Genomic DNA, 19779 nt, shown 5'->3' on the forward strand with positions numbered 1-19779 from the left:
TCGCTCAATTATCCGCAGGCTTTATGAGTCGCAGAAAACAAACGGAGGACTAAAACATGAATGACACTATTGAAACAACATTACTTCTCAACTTGTTCTATTTCGAGAATGGAACGTACACAAGAAATGAAAGCTTTATTGAAGCCAAGCGCAGAAAAGCCATCGCCCTTTTAGATGAAGATGCGGACGAACTCAAAAGCATTGACCCTGACTTAGCTGAAGAATATCAAGAAACAATTTCCTATCTTGACTCTCTTTCAGATGAGGACTACCAGTCCTTAAAAGAGGAGTTGCTTCAACAAGTTGAAGTCAACTAAGGTCTGAAAGACGACTAAGGGGCTTGGGGATTTTCCCCAAAACTTTGAAAGATTTACCGACCCCAAATTGGCAGAATTGCCAGTATTTGGGGTTGGAAAAATCTTTTAAATTTCGCAAGGTGGTACCACCTTGCTATGCTTGCCAGTTTGAAAAGTATAGAGGGCTACGGCACAGATGTCAAGTAAATTGAAAGAGGAAGAAAATGAGTGACGAAAAGAAATTATACCGACAAATTCAAAAAAAGATGCGAGTGACACCTCAAGAAAACGATCTTATTAAGCAGAGGATGGCGCATCATAATTTTTCAAATTTCAACACCTACGCCCGTTATATGCTTTTGACAGGCGAGGTTGTCACGGTTGATTATTCTGAACTGATAAAATTAAGAACTGAGATAAATCGTATTGGTACAAATATCAATCAGCTTGCAAAGTACGTCAATACAACTGAAGAAATTACACTTGAAAACTTTCAAAATTTGCAGGCTTCACTTGCAGAAGTTAAGCGGTTGATGGATGACAGTTTTGATAAAGAAGTGGCTATGATTGAAAAAATGATGAGAGACAGAAGGGAGTAAATTGACTTGGTTGTTACAAAAGTTAAGCAGATAAAATCGGTCAACAAGTTAGCTGATGGTATCAAGTATATTGAAGATGGTGCTAAGACTATTGGAACAGAATTGATTGATTCTGATTTGAACTTTCCTGTAAAGGTTGTAGATGGTAAGATAGTCTCTCAGCTAGTTTCAGGAAATTTGGTGATTGATGTTGAGTCTGCTTATTCAGAATTTATGATGTTAAAGCAACTTGCCAATTTGGAAAAAGGAAGACCAATCAATAATGAAGAGTTGGTCAAAAATGATGTTTTGGCACACCATATCATTCAGTCCTTTTCCCCTGAAGACAATTTAACACCTGAGCAAGTACATGAGATAGGACGGAAGACAGCTCTTGAGTTGACAGGTGGCAGTCATCAATTTGTCATTGCAACTCACATGGATAAGGGGCATCTTCACAATCACATTTATATCAATTCCACTAACTCGGTCACACTCAATAAATTCAGATGGCAAAAAGGAACAAAGAAAGCCCTTGAACAAATTTCTGACAAGTATGCAGACCTGGCAGGTGCAAAAATTCTTGACCGTCAAAATCAATTCGGTCACAAAGAATATTCAGCTTACCAAAAAGAAAATGTTTTCAAGTTAGAAATTAAATCACGGCTTGAGTTTCTCCTGAAGCATTCAACCAACCTTTCAGATTTTCAAGAAAAGGCAAAGGCGTTAAATCTTGCAGTTGATTTTACGGGGAAATATGCTAAGTATAAATTATTGGATAAAGACCAAAAACGAAATACTCGTGACAGAACTTTATCTAAAAAGGGACGGTACTCTTTAGAACAGATTGAGGAGCGCCTGGCTAAAAATGAAATTGTCTATCCGTTGGAAATTATCAAGAGTGAGTATGACAAGTTACAAGCTGAGAAGGAAGAAGATTTTGAAATACGGGTCAAGATTGAACCGTGGCAGGTCGAGCATGAGACGGACACAGGTATCTATCTTCAAATGCAATACGGTATTGCCAACAAAGGTACGGTCAAAATTCCTAGTCGCCTTGTTGATAGACAAGAGGATGGAAGTTTTGATGTTTTTATCAAGAAGTCAGATTTTTTCTATTTCATCAATCCTGACAATTCAGCAAGCAATAAATTCATGAAAGGGTCAACGCTTATCAATCAACTTGCCTACGAAAGCGGAGAATATATCTTAACCAAGAACCCTAACATTTCCAAGTTGGATTTGTTGGTCAAAGAATATAATTACCTGGTTAGTCACGGGGTATCCGATTCAGACCAATTTCATGAGTTACATGACCGCTTCCTGGGACAGATTGAAGAAACACAAGAGTCACTTGATAGATTGGATGAGAAGATCGAGCGACTCAATAAAATTGCTTCAGCGCTTGAAGATATTCACGCAGACAATCCGATTGATGCCAAAGTAGCTTATCAAATTTTGGAAGAATTGAACATTTCACCTTCAGTCAATCCTAAAGAAATTGAAAAGCAGGTGGTCGAGGTTTCCATCGAGCGGAAAGCACTTAAGGAAAAATTTGACAGTATTGTTAAAGACTTTACTCAGTATGAAAAACTGGAACGAAATGCTGAATTAAGACGAGAACAAAAAAATAATATTGAATTAGGAGGATAAAATCAATGGCAATGTTACAAGTGGAATGTCGAGATTGTGGAGCTGCTTTCTCATTAAGAGGATGGATTGAACCTGAGGATTTGATTGGGACTCAATGGGAAGGATACACAAAGCAAGATATAGTAAATGCTGAAAAGGAAAATCCAAGGATATTCGATGGACTTGACCCTTGGGATAAATTCGAAAGCAATGAAATTTGTTCGTTTTGCGGTTCATCAAACATCGTTAGTTTTTAAAGCAAGATAAAAGGTCAATGAGGTATAGCCTATTGTCCGCTTGCCGTTTTCTTGATTTTAAAGGGATGAGGGAGTGGACAATAGGGTTAGGCAAAATAGAAAGGGGAAAAATGGTAAAAATTGGATATGCAAGGGTCAGCACGACTGACCAAAATATGGATAGACAACTGGAGCAACTGAAGCACATTGACAAACTCTTTCAAGAGTCCATCAGCGGTGTCAGCAAAGACCGCCCACAGTTAAAAGCCATGCTTGACTATATCCGTGAAGGGGATATAGTCGTTGTGACAGAGCTAGAACGACTTGGAAGAAATAACCAGGAGCTAACTGAAATCATGAATCAGATACAAACTAAAGGGGCTACCTTGGAAGTGTTAAACCTTCCAACCCTTCGAGGGATTGAAGATGATAACTTGAGACGGCTTCTAAACAACTTAATTTTAGAGCTTTACAAGTACCAGGCACAAGCTGAAAGGGAACGTATCAAGGAACGTCAAGCCCAAGGGATAGCTATTGCAAAAACTCAGGGCAAATACCAGGGCAGAAAGGCACTCTTTACTGAAGACGATAGCAGACTAAAACACGCCTTCGAGCTTTACCTTTCAGGAAAGTCTGATAAAGACGTGGCAGGCTTAACAGGCATAAACGAGCGAACATTTAGGCGCTACCGTGAAAAATATCAGATAAAAAGATAGTGATTTATATCATGATTTTAATAGTGATAAAAATATTGATTAAAATCATGATTTTTATATTGATTTTTATCATGATTTATATTATAATAGAAGTATAGAAAATGGAGGGAGAAAAAACAAATGAAATTACTTAGTTTTGTTGCCATCAAGGGTGGAGTCGGTAAAACCACTTTAGCTCTTCTAACTGGTCAGTATTTAGCTAGTAAAGATCATAGAGTTTTATTTATTGACCTAGACCATCAAAGTAACCTAACACACTTTTATGACGTTTACGAGGATTCAGGAACGGTTGCTAATGTCTTTACTGGTTCAGGAGACGTGAACATTTTATCGGTTGCGCCTAACATTGATTTAATTGCAGGTTCTATGAGACTAGATGAAGCTGAAAGAAGACTTGAAACCAATCCTAATCAGAATATGTTTCTGTATGACTGGCTAGGTGAGAACCTGGAAGCAAAGAACCTGGCACAGTACGACTATGTGATTTTAGATTGCAGACCTGACTTCGGGATTGCTACAAGAAATGCTATCGCTGTTAGTCATGCTCTTTTCAGTCCTATTACGCCAAGCGATTTTGCTTTTGAAGCGAAACAAAATCTTGAAGTCCGTCTTGACGAGTACAGAAAAACAGAAATTGTACGTCCAAGCCGTGAGTCTCTAATTACTGCTAAACTCTACTTTTTGCCTAACATGATAAAGCATAATACGGCAAAATCGAAAGAGTTGTTATCTGTCCTTGAAAATGATGACAATGTTGTTGGTCAAATTCCTCAAAAGGAATTGTTTAACCGTGCATCAAAAGACAATACTGTTATTGACATCATGGCTGACCAAACATCACGAAACGAACACAAGGCTTTCTTTTCAGCTTTGGAAGAAACACTGATCCAAATTCAGACCGTGTCGGATAACTCCTAATATCAATCAATATAAAAACCATGATTTTAATCAATATTTTTATCACTATTAAAATCATGATATAAATAACTATTTAAAAAGAGGTATGCAATGGCTTTTGAAATCAAAAAGGACAAAATTAGTAAAGCGTTAGGCGAGACACTACCGTCAGTCCCTAAGGCAAAATCACAAGGGCGAAGAGCAGGTCGTCCATCAGGGAAGACCAAACATCCTTATCAGTTCACCTTGAAGCCCCAAAATCGAGAAAAGCTAGATAGGATTGCGGAGCAAGCAGGATATAGCGGAGCATCAACTTTCCTTGATGATTGGATTGAGAGTTATATTGAGAGTTCTGAAGAATAATCGTCAATATTTTAATCACTATTAAAATCATGATAAAAATATCTATAAATATTATTTACGCAGGTGACCTATGCAACCAACCTATGAAATTGATAACCCCAACCTTTCCTATCAGACTAAACTTGACTTATGGCAGACTGGCTTTGGTCTTCAGCAAGTGGACGGTCTTGAGCCATCACGCTATATGGTTGAATTGGCTAAAGAGCAGATTGAAGGTAAGATTGAGTATCAACAAATTTATGACCAAATTACCAAATACCATGAAGAGACCGATGATAGCACGAAAGAAGCTGATATTGTCTCTTTAAGGATTGTAGAGCTGTTATCAAGCAACGCCTTCAAGTTTGCCCCAACCACTCTAAAATCAATCCATAAAGAGCTATTCTTTGGCGTTCTAAGTCAAGGTATCCCTTTAGGAGAATATCGTCATTATAACATCACTAAAAAAGAGCCGATTTTAGAGGGAGATAGCGTTATCTATGACCATTATCAAACTATCTCGGCTAGCTTAACCTATGATTTTGACCAGGAGTCACAATTTGACTATCGAGGGAAGACACCTGAAGAAATGGTCAAGCACTTGAAAAAGTTTGTATCGGGAATTTGGCAGATCCATCCGTTTGGAGAGGGCAACACCCGAACTGTTACGGTCTTCATGATTAAGTACCTACGTTCACTAGGCTTTGAAGTTGATAATAGCCCGTTCAAAGAGAATGCACGTTACTTCAGGGATGCCCTGGTTTTGGACAATGCAAAATTGCTGAAGAAAAATCCTGAATACCTGGATAGATTTTTTGAAAATCTATTGTTAGGTGGTCAACACGAGCTATCTCTAAAGAAAATGTATCAAGAGGTTTTACCAACTGCATCCGCTCCAAAGAACCAAAAAGACCAAGGTTTATCACTTTAGATATTGATTTTAATCACTATTAAAATCATGATATAAACCAATGTTAAAATCACTATAAAAATATAGACCCTTCCGTTTGGAGAGGTCTTTCTTCTTGTCTTGTTTTTGGGGTATAATAGGCGGTAGCGATGATTGAGGTGACAAAAATGGATATAACCGTGTTAGACGAAAGAGAATTTTCAAGGCAATTGAACCAAAATAATCAACGGGCTTTTCTGAAGATGATTGAAAACTATGAAAAATTCATTGCCCCTAGTATGCGAGCGCAGGGGTACAAAAGAATCAATCAAAAAGAGCGGACAGTTATTTTTTCTTTTGGAGAAATGACCTTTTCACGTAGCAGATGGAAGAAAGATGACACCATCCGAATCCCTGTTGATGAAAAGCTAGGACTAGAACCAAGGTCGAGGTTTTCTCAGGAGCTACTTTACCAGGTGACCAAGCTTGCTAATTTTATGCCCTATCGTAAAGTTGTATCGGTGATGGAAATGTTAAAGGAAATCTATATCACCAAGAATACAGTTCAGCACGCTTTAGACGTGGCAGGTGAACTCCTAGCTGAAAAAGAGGAGTACGACTCCTTGTCAGCTTCAGACTGGTCTGAAGATAACCAGGACAAAGTGAGAGCAAAGAAAGTCTATATTGAAGGTGATGGGGTTTGGGTCAAACAGGCAATACCTGACAGGAAAAAGAAGTCTATTGAGTTAAGTCATTTTGTCGTCCATACTGGAAGCAAGAAGGGGAAGAGGAATATCTTAAAAGACAAGATAGAAGTTATCTCTACACGCTGTCATAAAGCCAAAGATAGACTAATGGATTTGTTGACTAGGCATTTTGAAATTACTCCCGAAACGGTCATTGTGACTAATTCTGATGGTGGTAAAGGCTATTCTCCTACGGACTTTAAGGACTTAGTTAGTGCTTTTAAGCCTAAAGAGCATTTGCACTTTTGGGATGCTTTTCACGTGAATCAATCCCTGAAAAAGAATTTACGTACTTTTCCTTTAGAGCTGACCAAACAAGCCTTTAAAGCGGTCAAGAGCCGAGATAAGGGTTTACTAGAAACGGTACTTGATACGGCTGAATCTTTGATTAAATCAGACAAAAAATTAGAGTCTTTTCAACGCTTCAAAAGACAACTTCTGAAAAACTTTAAATATACTGATCATCCTGAGAGCTTTGGACTCAGTAGCAAGGGTATTGGTATCATGGAATCTCAGCATCGCAAAGTGACGTATCGAATGAAAAATAGAGGTATGTATTGGAGTGAGAAAGGCGCTGATACTATGAGCCAAACCATTCTTTTAAACCATACAGGAGAATTGAGAGACCTCTTTTTTGGAGAGTGGAGGAAATCCTACCAAACAATAAAAGACCAGGAAAAAGATTATCCTGGTCACTTTTAACATACTCAAAAATCAGATTATACACTACCACAGGTCAATCGCTCAAACCGAAAAACGAAGTATTGGGGATCTCTTACCGATGAAAGGGATTAAAAATCAGATGAAACCATGAATTGTCAAGCTTTTTAGATAAAAAGTTTGGGAAAATGCTTGCATTCTCCTCCCAAAGTGGTATAATAGACTTATAAAAAACACGAACAAAAGGCGCTGAGTGCGACGAACACTCAAACGCCCACCGATTAAACAAACGACACTTGTTCAATCAGTTTATAGCTATTGTATCATCAAAAGAACAATAAATCAAGACTGGGACAGGAAAAAGTTGAAAGTTTCGGTCTTGATTTTCGTTCTCTTGGTGACTTTTCATTTTCTCCCAAAAACAGACACACTCAAAGCGCATTCATTACTTGAAAAAAGTCGCCCATTTATGTTATAATAGACTGTATTTAAAAAATTTTAAGGAGAAATGACAGAATGTCTGTATCATTTGAAAACAAAGAAACAAACCGTGGTGTCTTGACTTTCACTATCTCTCAAGACCAAATCAAACCAGAATTGGATCGTGTCTTCAACTCAGTGAAGAAATCTCTTAATGTTCCAGGTTTCCGTAAAGGTCACCTTCCACGTCCTATCTTCGACAAAAAATTTGGTGAAGAGTCACTTTACCAAGACGTTATGAACGCTCTTTTGCCAAATGCTTATGAAGCAGCTGTAAAAGAAGCTGGTCTTGAAGTGGTTGCTCAACCAAAAATTGACGTAACTTCAATGGAAAAAGGTCAAGACTGGGTTATCACTGCTGAAGTCGTTACAAAACCTGAAGTAAAATTGGGTGACTATAAAAACCTTGAAGTATCAGTAGATGTTGAAAAAGAAGTAACTGACGCTGACGTTGAAGAGCGTATCGAACGCGAACGCAACAACTTGGCTGAATTGGTTATCAAAGAAGCTGCTGCTGAAAACGGCGACACTGTTGTCATCGACTTCGTTGGTTCTATCGATGGTGTTGAATTTGATGGCGGAAAAGGTGAAAACTTCTCACTTGGACTTGGTTCAGGTCAATTCATCCCTGGTTTCGAAGACCAATTGGTAGGTCACTCAGCTGGTGAAACTGTTGATGTTATCGTAACATTCCCAGAAGACTACCAAGCAGAAGACCTTGCAGGTAAAGAAGCTAAATTCGTGACAACTATCCACGAAGTAAAAGCTAAAGAAGTTCCAGCTCTTGACGATGAGCTTGCAAAAGACATCGATGAAGAAGTTGAAACACTTGCTGAATTGAAAGAAAAATACCGCAAGGAATTGGCTGCTGCTAAAGAAGAAGCATACAAAGATGCCGTTGAAGGTGCAGCAATTGATAAAGCTGTAGAAAATGCTGAAATCGTAGAACTTCCAGAAGAAATGATCCACGAAGAAGTTCACCGTTCAGTTAATGAATTCCTTGGAAACTTGCAACGTCAAGGTATCAACCCTGACATGTACTTCCAAATCACTGGAACTACTCAAGAAGACCTTCACAAACAATACGAGGGAGAAGCTGAGTCACGTACGAAGACTAACCTTGTTATCGAAGCAGTTGCGAAAGCTGAAGGATTTGACGCTTCAGAAGAAGAAATCCAAAAAGAAGTTGAGCAATTGGCAACAGACTACAACATGGAAGTGGCTCAAGTACAAAGCTTGCTTTCAGCTGATATGTTGAAACACGATATCACAATCAAAAAAGCTGTTGAATTGATCACAAGCACAGCAACAGTTAAATAATCTTAATAAACAAAAATCCCACCTGAATTGGTGGGTTTTCTTGTGTACTATTTTCCAAAAATCTCTTTGAGATCTGCGTCTGTAATCCCAATCATGGCTGGGATGCTATCCCAGTTTTCTTCGGTTAGGATGTAGGATTGTTCAGGGGCAGTTGATGTGGTAGTTTCAGAGACAGCTGGTTTATTATCTTCGACATTTTCCAATAGATCACTGAAGCGTTCAATCAGATAGGTTTTTCGGGCAGTTCCGATGTGCTGGGTAGCATAGTCGAAGGCCTGTAATTCACCTAGTAAGATAAGCTTGCTTTTGGCACGTGTAATGGCTGTGTAGATGAGGTTTCTCTCCAGCATACGCCTGCTAGCACTGGTGATAGGCAGGATGACAACTGGGAACTCACTTCCCTGAGATTTATGAATACTCATGGCATAGGCCAAGCGAATCTTGTACCATTCGTTACGTGGGTAAGAGACTTCGTTGCCATCAAAATCAATGACAATCTCGTCTTGTTTCGACTCGGTGTATTTACTCGGAATCAGGTCTGTGATGGCTCCTAAATCCCCATTAAAGACATTGATTTCAGCATCGTTGACCAAGTGAATGACCTTATCTCCCTTACGATAGTGGCACTGGGGAGCTTCAAAACTGAGTTGGTCTTTTTGTGGTGGGTTCAGGAGGTCTTGCATGAGCTGATTGATAGCATCAATCCCTGCAGTCCCTCGGTACATGGGAGCCAGAACCTGAATATCACGTGCAGGAATACCACTTCTGAGGGCAGCGCCTAAGATTTTCTCAATAGTAGCAGGAATATGTCCGCTAGCAATTTCAAAGTAGGAACGGTCTGCTTTTTTCTGGGTGAAATCAGCTGGCAGGATGCCCTGTCGAATCTGACTAGCCAGGGTAACGATGGTTGATTCTTCGCTTTGCCGATAAATTTTTTCCAAGCGAGTCTGAGGAATCAAAGGAATATGAAGCAGATCCGCTAGAACTTGTCCAGGACTGACAGACGGTAGCTGATCGCTGTCTCCCACGATGAGGATTTTACTGTTAGAAGAGATGTTGGAGAAGAGTTGATTGGCCAGCCAAGTATCCACCATGGAAAATTCATCTACAATGATAAAGTCAGCATCCAGATAATCTTCCAGATGACTGGTATCATCGTCGCCTGTCATTCCCAAGTGGCGGTGTATAGTAGCGCTTGGCAAGCCTGTTAATTCATTCATGCGTCGAGCAGCTCGACCAGTTGGAGCAGCAAGAAGAATCGGCAGGTTGCTTTTCTTCCTGAGGTCAAGTCCTTCTAAAAGGGCATAAACAGCGATGATTCCATTGATAACAGTCGTCTTACCCGTACCGGGTCCACCTGTCAGGATAAAGACCTTGTTCTGGATAGCGTCACAGATTGCTTGTTTTTGAATGCTATCATACTCAATTCCCAGTTCTTCCTCAACAGTAGTGATATGTTTTTGAATGGTTTCTAAATCATGACTCTTCTGTTTTCCTTTTTCAAGGATACGAACCAAGTGACTGCGGATGCCTTCCTCAGCGAAAAAGAGGCTGTTGTCAAAAATCTTGGTATCAACCTGCTGAACCTTGTCTTCTTCAATCAGGTAGGAGAGTTCTTGGGCCACTTGGCTGGGATCCAGTTCCACGGGGCGGGAAGATTCAAGGAGATTAAGGGTTTGTTCCAGCAAATCCCGTGCTTCAACATAGGTGTCCCCTGTTTCCATACAGGCCTGAAAAAGACTATGTACTAGACCGGCGCGGAAGCGTTCAGGAGCCTGACTTTCGATACCTAGTTCTTCCGCTAATTGGTCAGCAATGGTAAATCCCAAGCCCTTGATATCCTCAACCAGCTGGTAGGGATAATTTTTAACCACATCAAGGGTTTCTTCCTTGTAAAAGTCTTGAATCTGAAAGGCTAGTTTATTGGGAATGCCGTAGTTGGCCAGTTTAGCTAAAATCATCTCTGTTCCGTAGTTGAGACGGAGAGTAGAAACGAAAGTCTCTCGATTTTTGGCAGATAGTCCTGCGATACCTTCTAACTTTTCTGGGTATTGCAAAATTTCGTCAATGGTATTATCGCCATAGGTATCCACGATTTTCTGAGCTGTCTTGAGACCAATTCCCTTGAAATGGCTACTTGAAAAGTACTTGACCAAGCCCTTGCTAGTTGGTTTTGCGCGTTCATACCGGCTGATTTGCAGTTGTTCCCCATACTTGGAGTGCTGGACAATTTGCCCCCAAAAAGTGTAGTCTTCTCCCTCAATCACATCAGCCATGGTACCCGTGACAATGATTTCAAAATCATCAAAATCCTCTGTGTCCGTATCTTCGATTTCTAGGAGGAGGATGCGATAAAAATTGCTGGGATTTTCAAAAATAATCCGTTCAATGGTTCCTGAAAAATAAACTTCCATAAGATTCCTTTGCATAAATAGGTGAGAGTTAATACTCTTCGAAAATCAAATTCAAACCACGTCAGCTTCGCCTTGCCGTACTCAAGTACAGCCTGCGGCTAGCTTCCTAGTTTGCTCTTTGATTTTCATTGAGTATAACTTTGTTTCTATCTTAATCAAACTGGATAGTGAATAATCATATTCTCACGATAGAAGAAGAGGCTGAGATTGGTGATTCTCGGCCTCTTCGATTTCTTAAAATGTTCCGATACGGGTGATTGGCCAGAAGCGGAATTTAGCTTCCCCTGTGATATCTTTTGCTTTAAAAGTACCTACGTGACGACTGTCACTTGAAACCAAGCGGTCGTCTCCGAGGAGAAGGTATTCTCCTTCTGGGACAGTAAAGCTAAAGTTGGTGTTATAGTTGACATCAACTGTGAAGGCTTGGGCTTTTTGAGCGATACTTCTAAAGAAAGTTCCTTTATTTCCTTCAAAGCCCTTGCCTGAGTAAGTGCTTTGGAGTTTGTCATCCTTGAAGCGTTTGATGTAGTCAGCTAGGTAAGGCTCATCTGTCTCTTTATCATTGATGTAAAGTTTATCGTTTTCGTAACGGATGGTGTCGCCAGGCATTCCGATGACACGTTTGACGATGTCCTTATTGCCATCTTCTTCATGGGCAACCACGATATCAAATCGGTCAATAGGGAGGTGTTTGACAACAAAGAGGATTTCGCCATCCGCTAGGGTAGGATCCATGGAATGCCCTTCTACGCGAACATTGCTCCAAAAAAAGATACGACTTAAAGCTAGTAATGACAGAATTAGGAGGAACAATCCCCACTCTTTTAAGAAATTTTTAAATGAATTCATAACTTACCTTTCTAAGCGTTTTTTCGCTTTTTCAGTATTTTTAAAGTGCAGTTTGGCGCAGAAATTGAGTCCTTGCATACCATAGGCCTGCAAAATCTGGCTAGCAACCTTATCAGAAGCCGTTCCAGCTCCACTTGGAAGTTGATAGCCCAGCTCTCGTCCCAGATTTTCAAGATTTTCTAGAAAGAGATCACGCGCAATGATAGAAGAAACTGCGACAGCCAAGTATTTACCCTCAGCCTTTTCTTCTAAGCTGATCGGATTGCTGAAACGATTGGCCTCTTGTGCCAAGTACTTGTCATAATTTTTAGCACTAGTAAAGGCATCAATCACAATTTTCTCAGGCTGAAGACCTTTTTGAAGAAGGAGATAGATAGCCTGGTTATGGAGGGCTATCTTAATCGAAACAGCGTTGTAGCGGTCTCCGATGACCTCGTTGTACTTGCTTGGTGAGAGAAGTAGTGCCTGGTGCTGGATTTTTTCTTTGAGGATAGGAGCAATCTGACGGATCTTTTGGTCGGTCAGTGTCTTGGAATCCCCCACACCTAGTTTTCGCAAGAAGTCATGCTGGTCAGGTGTGACAAAGGAAGCCACAACTGCAAGTCCACCAAAGTAGGAACCATTTCCAACCTCATCCGTCCCAATCAAAGGGAGATTTTGTCCGCTGGTTTGCCCTACAACTTGATAGCCAAAGAAACTAGCATATTTCTCAGCTCCTTCACCCTGAAGCAAGACCTTTCCAGAAGTATAGATAGAAACCGTTGCTTGAGGTAGTCGCAAAAAGTAGCGAATATAGGGATTTTTACTGGGAGCCAGACTGGTTTGGTAGTGTTCAAGAAAAGCCTGAATCTCCTTTTCGCTTGGTGTGAGTGTTATACTTGCCATAGTTTCTATTGTACCATAAAAGAAGGCAAATTTGTAAAAACTGACAAAATTAGCGAATTTTGGTATAATATCGTGAGGTGAATTTTATGGCAAATCTAAATCGATTCAAATTTACATTCGGGAAAAAATCATTAACCTTGACAACCGAGCATGATAACCTTTTTATGGAGGAAATCGCTAAGGTTGCGACAGAAAAATACCAAGCAATTAAAGAACAAATGCCTAGCGCAGATGATGAGACAATCGCTCTTTTGTTGGCAGTCAACTGTTTATCAACTCAGCTCAGCCGTGAGATTGAATTTGATGATAAGGAGCAAGAATTAGAAGAACTGCGCCACAAGCTTGTGACTTGTAAGCAAGAGCAGAGCAAGATTGAGGATTCCTTATGATTTCACTCCTTCTTCTATTGGTCTTGGCTTGGGGATTTTATATCGGCTATCGGAGAGGCTTCCTTTTACAGATTTATTACCTGATTTCAGCCATGGCATCGGCTTTTGTGGCTGGCCAGTTTTATAAGGGACTTGGAGAGCAATTTCATTTGCTGCTCCCTTATGCAAATCCGCAGGAAGGTCAGGGAACTTTCTTTTTCCCATCGGATCAACTCTTTCAGTTGGATAAGGTCTTTTATGCAGGGATCGGTTACTTGCTTGTATTTGGGATTGTCTATAGTATCGGTCGTTTACTTGGTCTGTTGTTACATTTGCTTCCTAGTAAAAAACTGGGTGGCAAGTTGTTCCAAGTTTCAGCAGGTATCTTGTCCATGTTGGTGACCTTATTTGTCTTGCAAATGACCTTGACTATCTTGGCAACCATTCCCATGGCAGCTATTCAAAATCCTCTTGAAAAGAGTATCGTCGCAAAACACATCATCCAGAGCATACCAGTAACAACCAGTTGGCTCAAACAAATCTGGGTGACAAATTTAATCGGATAAAAAGGGCAGGAATTTTCCTAGCCCTTTGTTTACAGATTGACTCGAATCTATCAGAATGTAAAAAGCTACCACACCTAGACATTCAAAGACAAGGAAATAAAGATGAACAAAAAAATACTAGAAACATTAGAGTTCAATAAGGTTAAGGCCTTGTTTGAACCCCATTTGTTGACCGAGCAGGGCTTGGAGCAATTGAGACAGCTTACTCCGACTGCCAAAGCAGATAAAATCAAACAGGCTTTTGCTGAGATGAAGGAAATGCAGGCTCTTTTCGTCGAGCAACCGCATTTCACCATTCTCGCAACTAAGGAAATTGCAGGAGTCTGCAAGCGGTTGGAGATGGGAGCGGACCTCAATATCGAGGAGTTCCTACTCTTGAAGCGCGTGCTTCTGTCTAGCCGAGAGCTGCAAAGTTTTTATGCCAATCTGGAAAATGTCAGCTTGACAGAATTAACCCTCTGGTTTGAGAAATTACACGATTTTCCTCAATTACAAGGAAATCTTCAGGCCTTTAATGATGCAGGTTTCATTGAAAATTTTGCCAGTGAAGAATTGACGCGAATCCGTCGAAAAATCCATGATAGCGAGAGTCAGGTCCGCGATGTCTTACAAGACTTGCTCAAGCAAAAAGCGCAGATGTTGACAGAAGGGATTGTTGCTAGCAGAAATGGCCGTCAGGTTTTACCAGTCAAAAACACCTACCGCAATAAGATTGCAGGTGTCGTTCATGATATTTCTGCTAGTGGAAATACCGTCTACATCGAACCCCGTGAGGTGGTCAAACTGAGCGAAGAAATTGCTAGTCTGCGAGCAGATGAGCGCTATGAAATGCTTCGAATTCTCCAAGAAATTTCTGAGCGTGTTCGCCCTCATGCGGCTGAAATTGCCAACGACGCTTGGATTATCGGCCATCTAGACTTGATTCGTGCCAAGGTCCGCTTTATCCAAGAAAGGCAAGCAGTCGTTCCTCAGCTGTCAGAAAATCAGGAGATTCAACTGCTCCATGTCTGCCATCCTTTGGTCAAAAATGCCGTCGCAAATGATGTCCATTTTGGTCAAGATTTAACAGCCATTGTTATCACAGGTCCCAATACTGGTGGTAAGACCATCATGCTCAAAACTCTGGGCTTGACGCAGGTTATGGCTCAGTCTGGTTTGCCGATTTTAGCAGACAAGGGAAGTCGTGTGGGTATTTTTGAAGAAATCTTTGCCGATATTGGCGATGAGCAGTCTATTGAGCAGAGTTTGTCTACCTTCTCTAGCCACATGACCAATATCGTGGATATTCTTGGCAAGGTCAACCAACATTCCCTCTTACTCTTAGACGAGTTGGGTGCTGGTACAGACCCTCAAGAAGGAGCTGCTCTTGCCATGGCTATTCTGGAGGACCTTCGCCTGCGTCAAGTCAAGACCATGGCGACCACCCACTATCCCGAACTCAAGGCCTATGGTATTGAGACAGCCTTTGTGCAAAATGCCAGCATGGAGTTTGATACTGCCACTCTTCGCCCGACCTATCGCTTTATGCAGGGCGTGCCTGGTCGAAGCAATGCCTTTGAAATTGCCAAACGTCTAGGCCTATCTGAAGTCATCGTAGGGGATGCCAGTCAGCAGGTCGATCAGGACAATGATGTCAATCGGATCATTGAGCAGCTGGAAGAGCAGACGCTAGAGAGTCGCAAACGCTTGGACAATATCCGTGAGGTGGAGCAAGAAAATCTCAAGATGAACCGTGCGCTTAAAAAACTTTACAACGAGCTTAATCGTGAAAAGGAAACCGAGCTTAACAAGGCGCGTGAACAGGCTGCTGAGATTGTGGACATGGCCCTAAGTGAGAGTGACCAGATTCTTAAAAATCTCCACAGTAAATCTCAACTCAAGCCCCATGAAATCATTGAAGCCAAGGCTAAACTGAAAAAATTGGCTCCTGAAAAAGTGGACTTGTCTAAAAACAAGGTCCTTCAAAAGGCCAAGAAAAAACGAGCTCCAAAGGTGGGAGATGATATCGTTGTTCTCAGTTATGGACAGCGTGGTACCTTGACCAGTCAACTCAAGGACGGCCGCTGGGAAGCTCAAGTCGGGTTGATTAAGATGACCTTGGAAGAAAAAGAGTTTGACCTTGTTCAAGCTCAGCAAGAAAAGCAAGTCAAGAAGAAACAGGTCAATGTCGTGAAACGAACTTCTGGTCGTGGCCCACAAGCTAGACTGGACCTTCGAGGCAAACGCTATGAAGAGGCTATGAATGAGCTAGATGCCTTTATCGACCAAGCCTTGCTTAACAATATGGCACAAGTTGATATCATCCATGGTATCGGAACAGGTGTCATCCGTGAAGGAGTCACCAAATACCTACAAAGAAACAAACATGTCAAGAGTTTCGGCTATGCCCCACAAAATGCTGGAGGCAGTGGTGCGACTATTGTGACTTTTAAAGGATAGAAGTATTCCGAGCTTTATAAAGTAAAAACTGTTGAATTAAGTTTTACTAATAAACACATTGACAAAAGCCAACATTTTTTGTAAAATAAAAATCAATTAAATACCAACACCGAATGAAGTTTAATAGAAGTGGAGAATCGTTTGATTTTCCATGACTGTAAATGGACGGAACTCTGGAGAGACCGTAAAGGCACCGAAGGGGCAAGGCAGGTAACTGCTCAAACTCTCAGGTAAAAGGACAGAGCTAGGATAGACCGCTTTTTAGCATTTATCTAAGCATTCCAGAGTACATGTATCTTGCATGTGCTCTTTCTTTTGGGGTTGAAAAGATAGGAGAATAGAATGTTAGAATTGCTTAAATCAATCGATGCTTTTGCTTGGGGACCTCCCCTCCTGATTTTATTGGTCGGAACAGGGATTTACCTAACTGCCCGTCTCGGACTTTTACAGGTTTTGCGTTTGCCTAAGGCCTTTCAACTTATTTTTACTAAGGATAAGGGGCATGGCGATGTGTCTAGTTTTGCGGCCTTGTGTACAGCCCTCGCAGCGACAGTTGGTACGGGGAATATCATCGGAGTTGCGACGGCTATCAAGGTCGGTGGACCAGGAGCTCTTTTTTGGATGTGGATGGCTGCTTTCTTTGGAATGGCTACCAAGTATGCGGAAGGACTCTTGGCAATCAAATACCGCACTAAGGACGACCATGGTGCAGTAGCGGGAGGGCCAATGCATTATATCCTTCTAGGGATGGGAGAAAAGTGGCGACCACTTGCTATCTTCTTTGCTATAGCAGGTGTCTTAGTAGCTTTGTTGGGAATCGGAACCTTCACCCAGGTCAACTCGATTACAGAATCTATCCAAAATACAACGACTATTTCGCCAGCTATCACGGCTCTTGTTTTGTCTGTCTTAGTAGCGATTGCAGTCTTTGGCGGACTCAAGTCTATTTCAAAGGTTTCAACTACTGTTGTTCCTTTTATGGCCATCATCTATATTTTAGGGACACTTACAGTTATTTTCTTCAATATTGGCAAACTCCCTGCCACAATCGCTTTAATATTGACATCCGCTTTTAGTCCTGTTGCTGCGGTGGGTGGTTTTGCTGGCGCTAGCATTCGAATGGCTATTCAAAATGGTGTGGCGCGTGGTGTGTTCTCAAACGAATCTGGTCTGGGTTCGGCTCCCATTGCAGCTGCTGCGGCTAAGACAAATGAACCGGTAGAGCAAGGCTTGATTTCCATGACAGGAACCTTTATTGACACCCTCATTATCTGTACTCTGACTGGTTTGACCATCTTGGTGACTGGTGTTTGGAGTGGCGACTTAAATGGGGTTGCCTTGACTCAGTCAGCCTTCTCAACAGTCTTTTCACACTTTGGACCTGCCCTTTTGACCATCTTCCTTGTGCTCTTTGCCTTTACAACGATTCTAGGTTGGAACTATTACGGAGAACGTTGTTTTGAGTTTCTCTTTGGGGTTCGCTTTATCTGGCTCTACCGTGTGGTCTTTGTGCTCATGGTTCTGTTGGGAGGATTTATCGAGTTGGATATGGTTTGGATTATCGCAGATATTGTCAATGCCTTGATGGCTCTGCCAAACTTGATTGCCCTCTTAGTCTTGTCGCCGGTCGTTATTGCTGAGACTAAAAAGTATTTTGACAAATAATGAAATCACACAGCTCGTGTGATTTTTTTGCTTTCATAAAAAATTTCTATCAGTGTAATTTAAAATATATATTATACATGGTATAGAATCTGTGATAGACTAGGTTTCAACAACATGAAAAGAGGTTTTATGATGACAACATTTACAATTCATACAGTAGAATCAGCACCAGCAGAAGTGAAAGAAGTTCTTGAAACAGTAGAAAAAGATAACAATGGCTATATTCCCAACCTAATCGGTCTCTTGGCTAATGCACCCACTGCTTTAGAAGCCTACAGAACTGTCGGAGCTATCAATCGTCGCAATAGCTTAACACCAGTAGAGCGTGAAGTGGTGCAAATCACGGCAGCCGTGACCAATGGTTGTGCCTTCTGCGTCGCAGGTCATACAGCTTTTTCCATCAAACAAATCCAGATGAATGATGATCTTCTGCAAGCCCTTCGCAATCGTACTCCAATTGAAACAGATCCTAAATTGGACACCCTAGCTAAGTTTACCTTGGCGGTAATCAATACCAAGGGTCGTGTAGGAGATGAAGCCTTGGGTGAGTTTTTAGAAGCTGGATACACTCAACAAAATGCCTTGGATGTGGTTCTTGGTGTCAGCCTAGCAAGCCTCTGTAACTATGCCAACAACCTAGCCAATACCCCAATTAACCCAGAATTGCAACCTTATGCTTAATTCATATCTGAGTAAAATGAAGTCTGAAATCAACGGGCTTCGTTTTTTTTATACTCAATGAAAATCAAAGAGCAAACTAGGAAGCTAGCCGCAGGCTGTACTTGAGTACGGTAAGGCGACGCTGACGTGGTTTGAATTTGATTTTCGAAGAGTATTAAGTCCTCATTTAAGCGCTTTTATGCTATACTGAAACTAACATGATTATTGGAGGTTAGGATGAAAAAACTCCCCTTGGTATTTTCTGGATGTTTGCTAGGTTTAGCAGGAGCTGGAAATCTTATTTTAGATACGTTGCCGGTTCTGTCACATCTTTTTAGTCTGACAGGTTTGGTTTTGTGGATTTACTTTCTGATTTTTCATCTCTTTAATTGGAAAGAAACCAAGCAAGAGTTGACCAAACCCCCTCTCTTGTCAGGGATGGCCACCTTTCCCATGGCTGGGATGATTTTATCAACTTATGTCTTTCGCTTGTTTCCTCATCTTCCTTTAGTCGCGCAAGGGCTCTGGTGGTTTTCATTTCTCTTGGATGTGGCCTTGATTGCTGGTTTCACCATCAAGTTTGCCTGTCCAGGAAAGAGAGTCAGTGCGACTCCAAGCTGGACGGTTCTCTATGTAGGGATAGCAGTGGCAGCTTTGACCTATCCTCTTGTCGGTATCATCGAAATTGCCTATGCGACCTTGAGTTTTGGTTTTCTCCTAACCTTCTATCTCTATCCGCTTATTTATAGCGATTTAAAGAAACATCCACTCCCACTAGCCATGCTTGGACAAGAAGGAATCTATTGTGCTCCCTTCTCTCTACTTTTGGCTTCCCTAGTTCGAGTTGGAGGAGCCAGCCTACCGACTTGGCTCTTGATTGCCATGATTTTGGCTTCTCAAACTTTCTTTTTCTTTGTTTTGACTCGCCTGCCCAATATTTTAAAACAAGGCTTTCAACCAGCCTTCTCAGCCCTCACCTTCCCGACCATTATCACAGCTACCTCGCTCAAGATGGCTCAGGGAATCTTGAAACTTCCATTTTTGGATTATTTAGTACTGGCTGAAACCGCTATTTGCTTAATTATTTTAGTCTTTGTGTTAGGCGCTTATCTGAATTGGTTACGAAAAAAGGTCTAGCTAG

At 41.2% G+C, this 19779-nt stretch carries 18 protein-coding genes, 1 pseudogene and 1 riboswitch; of the genes and pseudogenes, 16 read left to right on the top strand and 3 right to left on the bottom strand.

The features are described from left to right. Positions 1-56: 56 nt before the first annotated feature. The 10 genes and pseudogenes from B7700_RS01115 (at position 57) to tig (ending at position 8792) form a co-directional block, all read left to right on the top strand. The gene (locus tag B7700_RS01115) at positions 57-317 is read left to right on the top strand and encodes a hypothetical protein (RefSeq protein WP_049478278.1); all 261 of its coding nucleotides are present in this window, start codon (positions 57-59) and stop codon (positions 315-317) included. A 203-nt stretch (positions 318-520) separates the two neighbouring features. Further along, a complete protein-coding gene (locus B7700_RS01120; protein WP_001278769.1) occupies positions 521-895 on the top strand; it encodes a plasmid mobilization protein in 375 nt (124 codons plus the stop codon). 6 nt (positions 896-901) lie between these two features. Further along, positions 902-2527 carry a helical hairpin domain-containing protein gene (locus B7700_RS01125; RefSeq protein ID WP_084886571.1) on the top strand — a complete coding sequence of 542 codons (1626 nt, stop codon included), beginning with the start codon at positions 902-904 and terminating at the stop codon, positions 2525-2527. A gap of 5 nt (positions 2528-2532) precedes the next feature. Next, entirely contained in the window at positions 2533-2763 is a 231-nt protein-coding gene (locus B7700_RS01130) for a hypothetical protein (protein ID WP_084886573.1), read from the top strand. A gap of 110 nt (positions 2764-2873) precedes the next feature. Further along, the gene (locus B7700_RS01135) at positions 2874-3458 is read left to right on the top strand and encodes a recombinase family protein (RefSeq protein WP_084886576.1); all 585 of its coding nucleotides are present in this window, start codon (positions 2874-2876) and stop codon (positions 3456-3458) included. A 120-nt stretch (positions 3459-3578) separates the two neighbouring features. After that, complete coding sequence (locus tag B7700_RS01140; RefSeq protein WP_049478274.1) at positions 3579-4376, top strand: ParA family protein; 798 nt, start codon at positions 3579-3581, stop codon at positions 4374-4376. 90 nt (positions 4377-4466) lie between these two features. Beyond that, positions 4467-4718 (top strand): hypothetical protein, encoded by a 252-nt coding sequence (locus tag B7700_RS01145; protein WP_084886579.1) that lies wholly within the window; start codon positions 4467-4469, stop codon positions 4716-4718. A gap of 70 nt (positions 4719-4788) precedes the next feature. Continuing rightward, complete coding sequence (locus tag B7700_RS01150; protein WP_001183258.1) at positions 4789-5628, top strand: Fic family protein; 840 nt, start codon at positions 4789-4791, stop codon at positions 5626-5628. Between the two features lie 146 nt (positions 5629-5774). Next, positions 5775-7127, top strand: a pseudogene (locus tag B7700_RS01155) (ISLre2 family transposase). Between the two features lie 381 nt (positions 7128-7508). Continuing rightward, positions 7509-8792, top strand: a complete 1284-nt coding sequence (gene tig, locus B7700_RS01160; protein WP_042751668.1) for a trigger factor — start codon at positions 7509-7511, stop codon at positions 8790-8792. A gap of 47 nt (positions 8793-8839) precedes the next feature. On the opposite strand, the gene recD2 is transcribed toward tig, so the two are convergent. The 3 genes from recD2 to rnhC form a co-directional block, all read right to left on the bottom strand. Continuing rightward, positions 8840-11206: an SF1B family DNA helicase RecD2 gene (recD2, locus tag B7700_RS01165; RefSeq protein ID WP_084886582.1), complete on the bottom strand. Its 2367-nt coding sequence runs from the start codon at positions 11204-11206 to the stop codon at positions 8840-8842. 234 nt (positions 11207-11440) lie between these two features. Then, positions 11441-12055, bottom strand: coding sequence for a signal peptidase I (gene lepB, locus B7700_RS01175; protein WP_001083986.1), 615 nt, complete (start codon positions 12053-12055; stop codon positions 11441-11443). Positions 12056-12058: 3 nt separating this feature from the next. Continuing rightward, positions 12059-12940, bottom strand: coding sequence for a ribonuclease HIII (rnhC, locus tag B7700_RS01180; protein ID WP_084886584.1), 882 nt, complete (start codon positions 12938-12940; stop codon positions 12059-12061). Positions 12941-13026: 86 nt separating this feature from the next. On the opposite strand from rnhC, the gene zapA reads away from it, so the two are divergent. The 6 genes from zapA (at position 13027) to B7700_RS01210 (ending at position 19775) form a co-directional block, all read left to right on the top strand. Continuing rightward, positions 13027-13329, top strand: coding sequence for a cell division protein ZapA (gene zapA / locus B7700_RS01185; protein ID WP_000002022.1), 303 nt, complete (start codon positions 13027-13029; stop codon positions 13327-13329). Continuing rightward, the gene (locus B7700_RS01190; RefSeq protein ID WP_084886587.1) at positions 13326-13874 is read left to right on the top strand and encodes a CvpA family protein; all 549 of its coding nucleotides are present in this window, start codon (positions 13326-13328) and stop codon (positions 13872-13874) included. The genes zapA and B7700_RS01190 overlap by 4 nt, the downstream gene beginning before the upstream one ends. 102 nt (positions 13875-13976) lie before the next feature. After that, positions 13977-16313: an endonuclease MutS2 gene (locus tag B7700_RS01195; RefSeq protein ID WP_084886590.1), complete on the top strand. Its 2337-nt coding sequence runs from the start codon at positions 13977-13979 to the stop codon at positions 16311-16313. Positions 16314-16476: 163 nt separating this feature from the next. Beyond that, positions 16477-16565, top strand: a riboswitch (glycine riboswitch). Positions 16566-16655: 90 nt separating this feature from the next. Beyond that, positions 16656-17978, top strand: coding sequence for an alanine/glycine:cation symporter family protein (locus B7700_RS01200; RefSeq protein WP_084886593.1), 1323 nt, complete (start codon positions 16656-16658; stop codon positions 17976-17978). A gap of 132 nt (positions 17979-18110) precedes the next feature. Beyond that, positions 18111-18659: a carboxymuconolactone decarboxylase family protein gene (locus B7700_RS01205; protein WP_033686525.1), complete on the top strand. Its 549-nt coding sequence runs from the start codon at positions 18111-18113 to the stop codon at positions 18657-18659. A gap of 216 nt (positions 18660-18875) precedes the next feature. Beyond that, complete coding sequence (locus B7700_RS01210; protein WP_084886595.1) at positions 18876-19775, top strand: TDT family transporter; 900 nt, start codon at positions 18876-18878, stop codon at positions 19773-19775. The last annotated feature ends 4 nt before the right edge of the window (positions 19776-19779 follow it).

The sequence above is a fragment of the Streptococcus mitis genome (genome assembly GCF_002096755.1).
In the GTDB taxonomy this organism is placed as follows: Bacteria; Bacillota; Bacilli; order Lactobacillales; family Streptococcaceae; genus Streptococcus; species Streptococcus mitis_AC.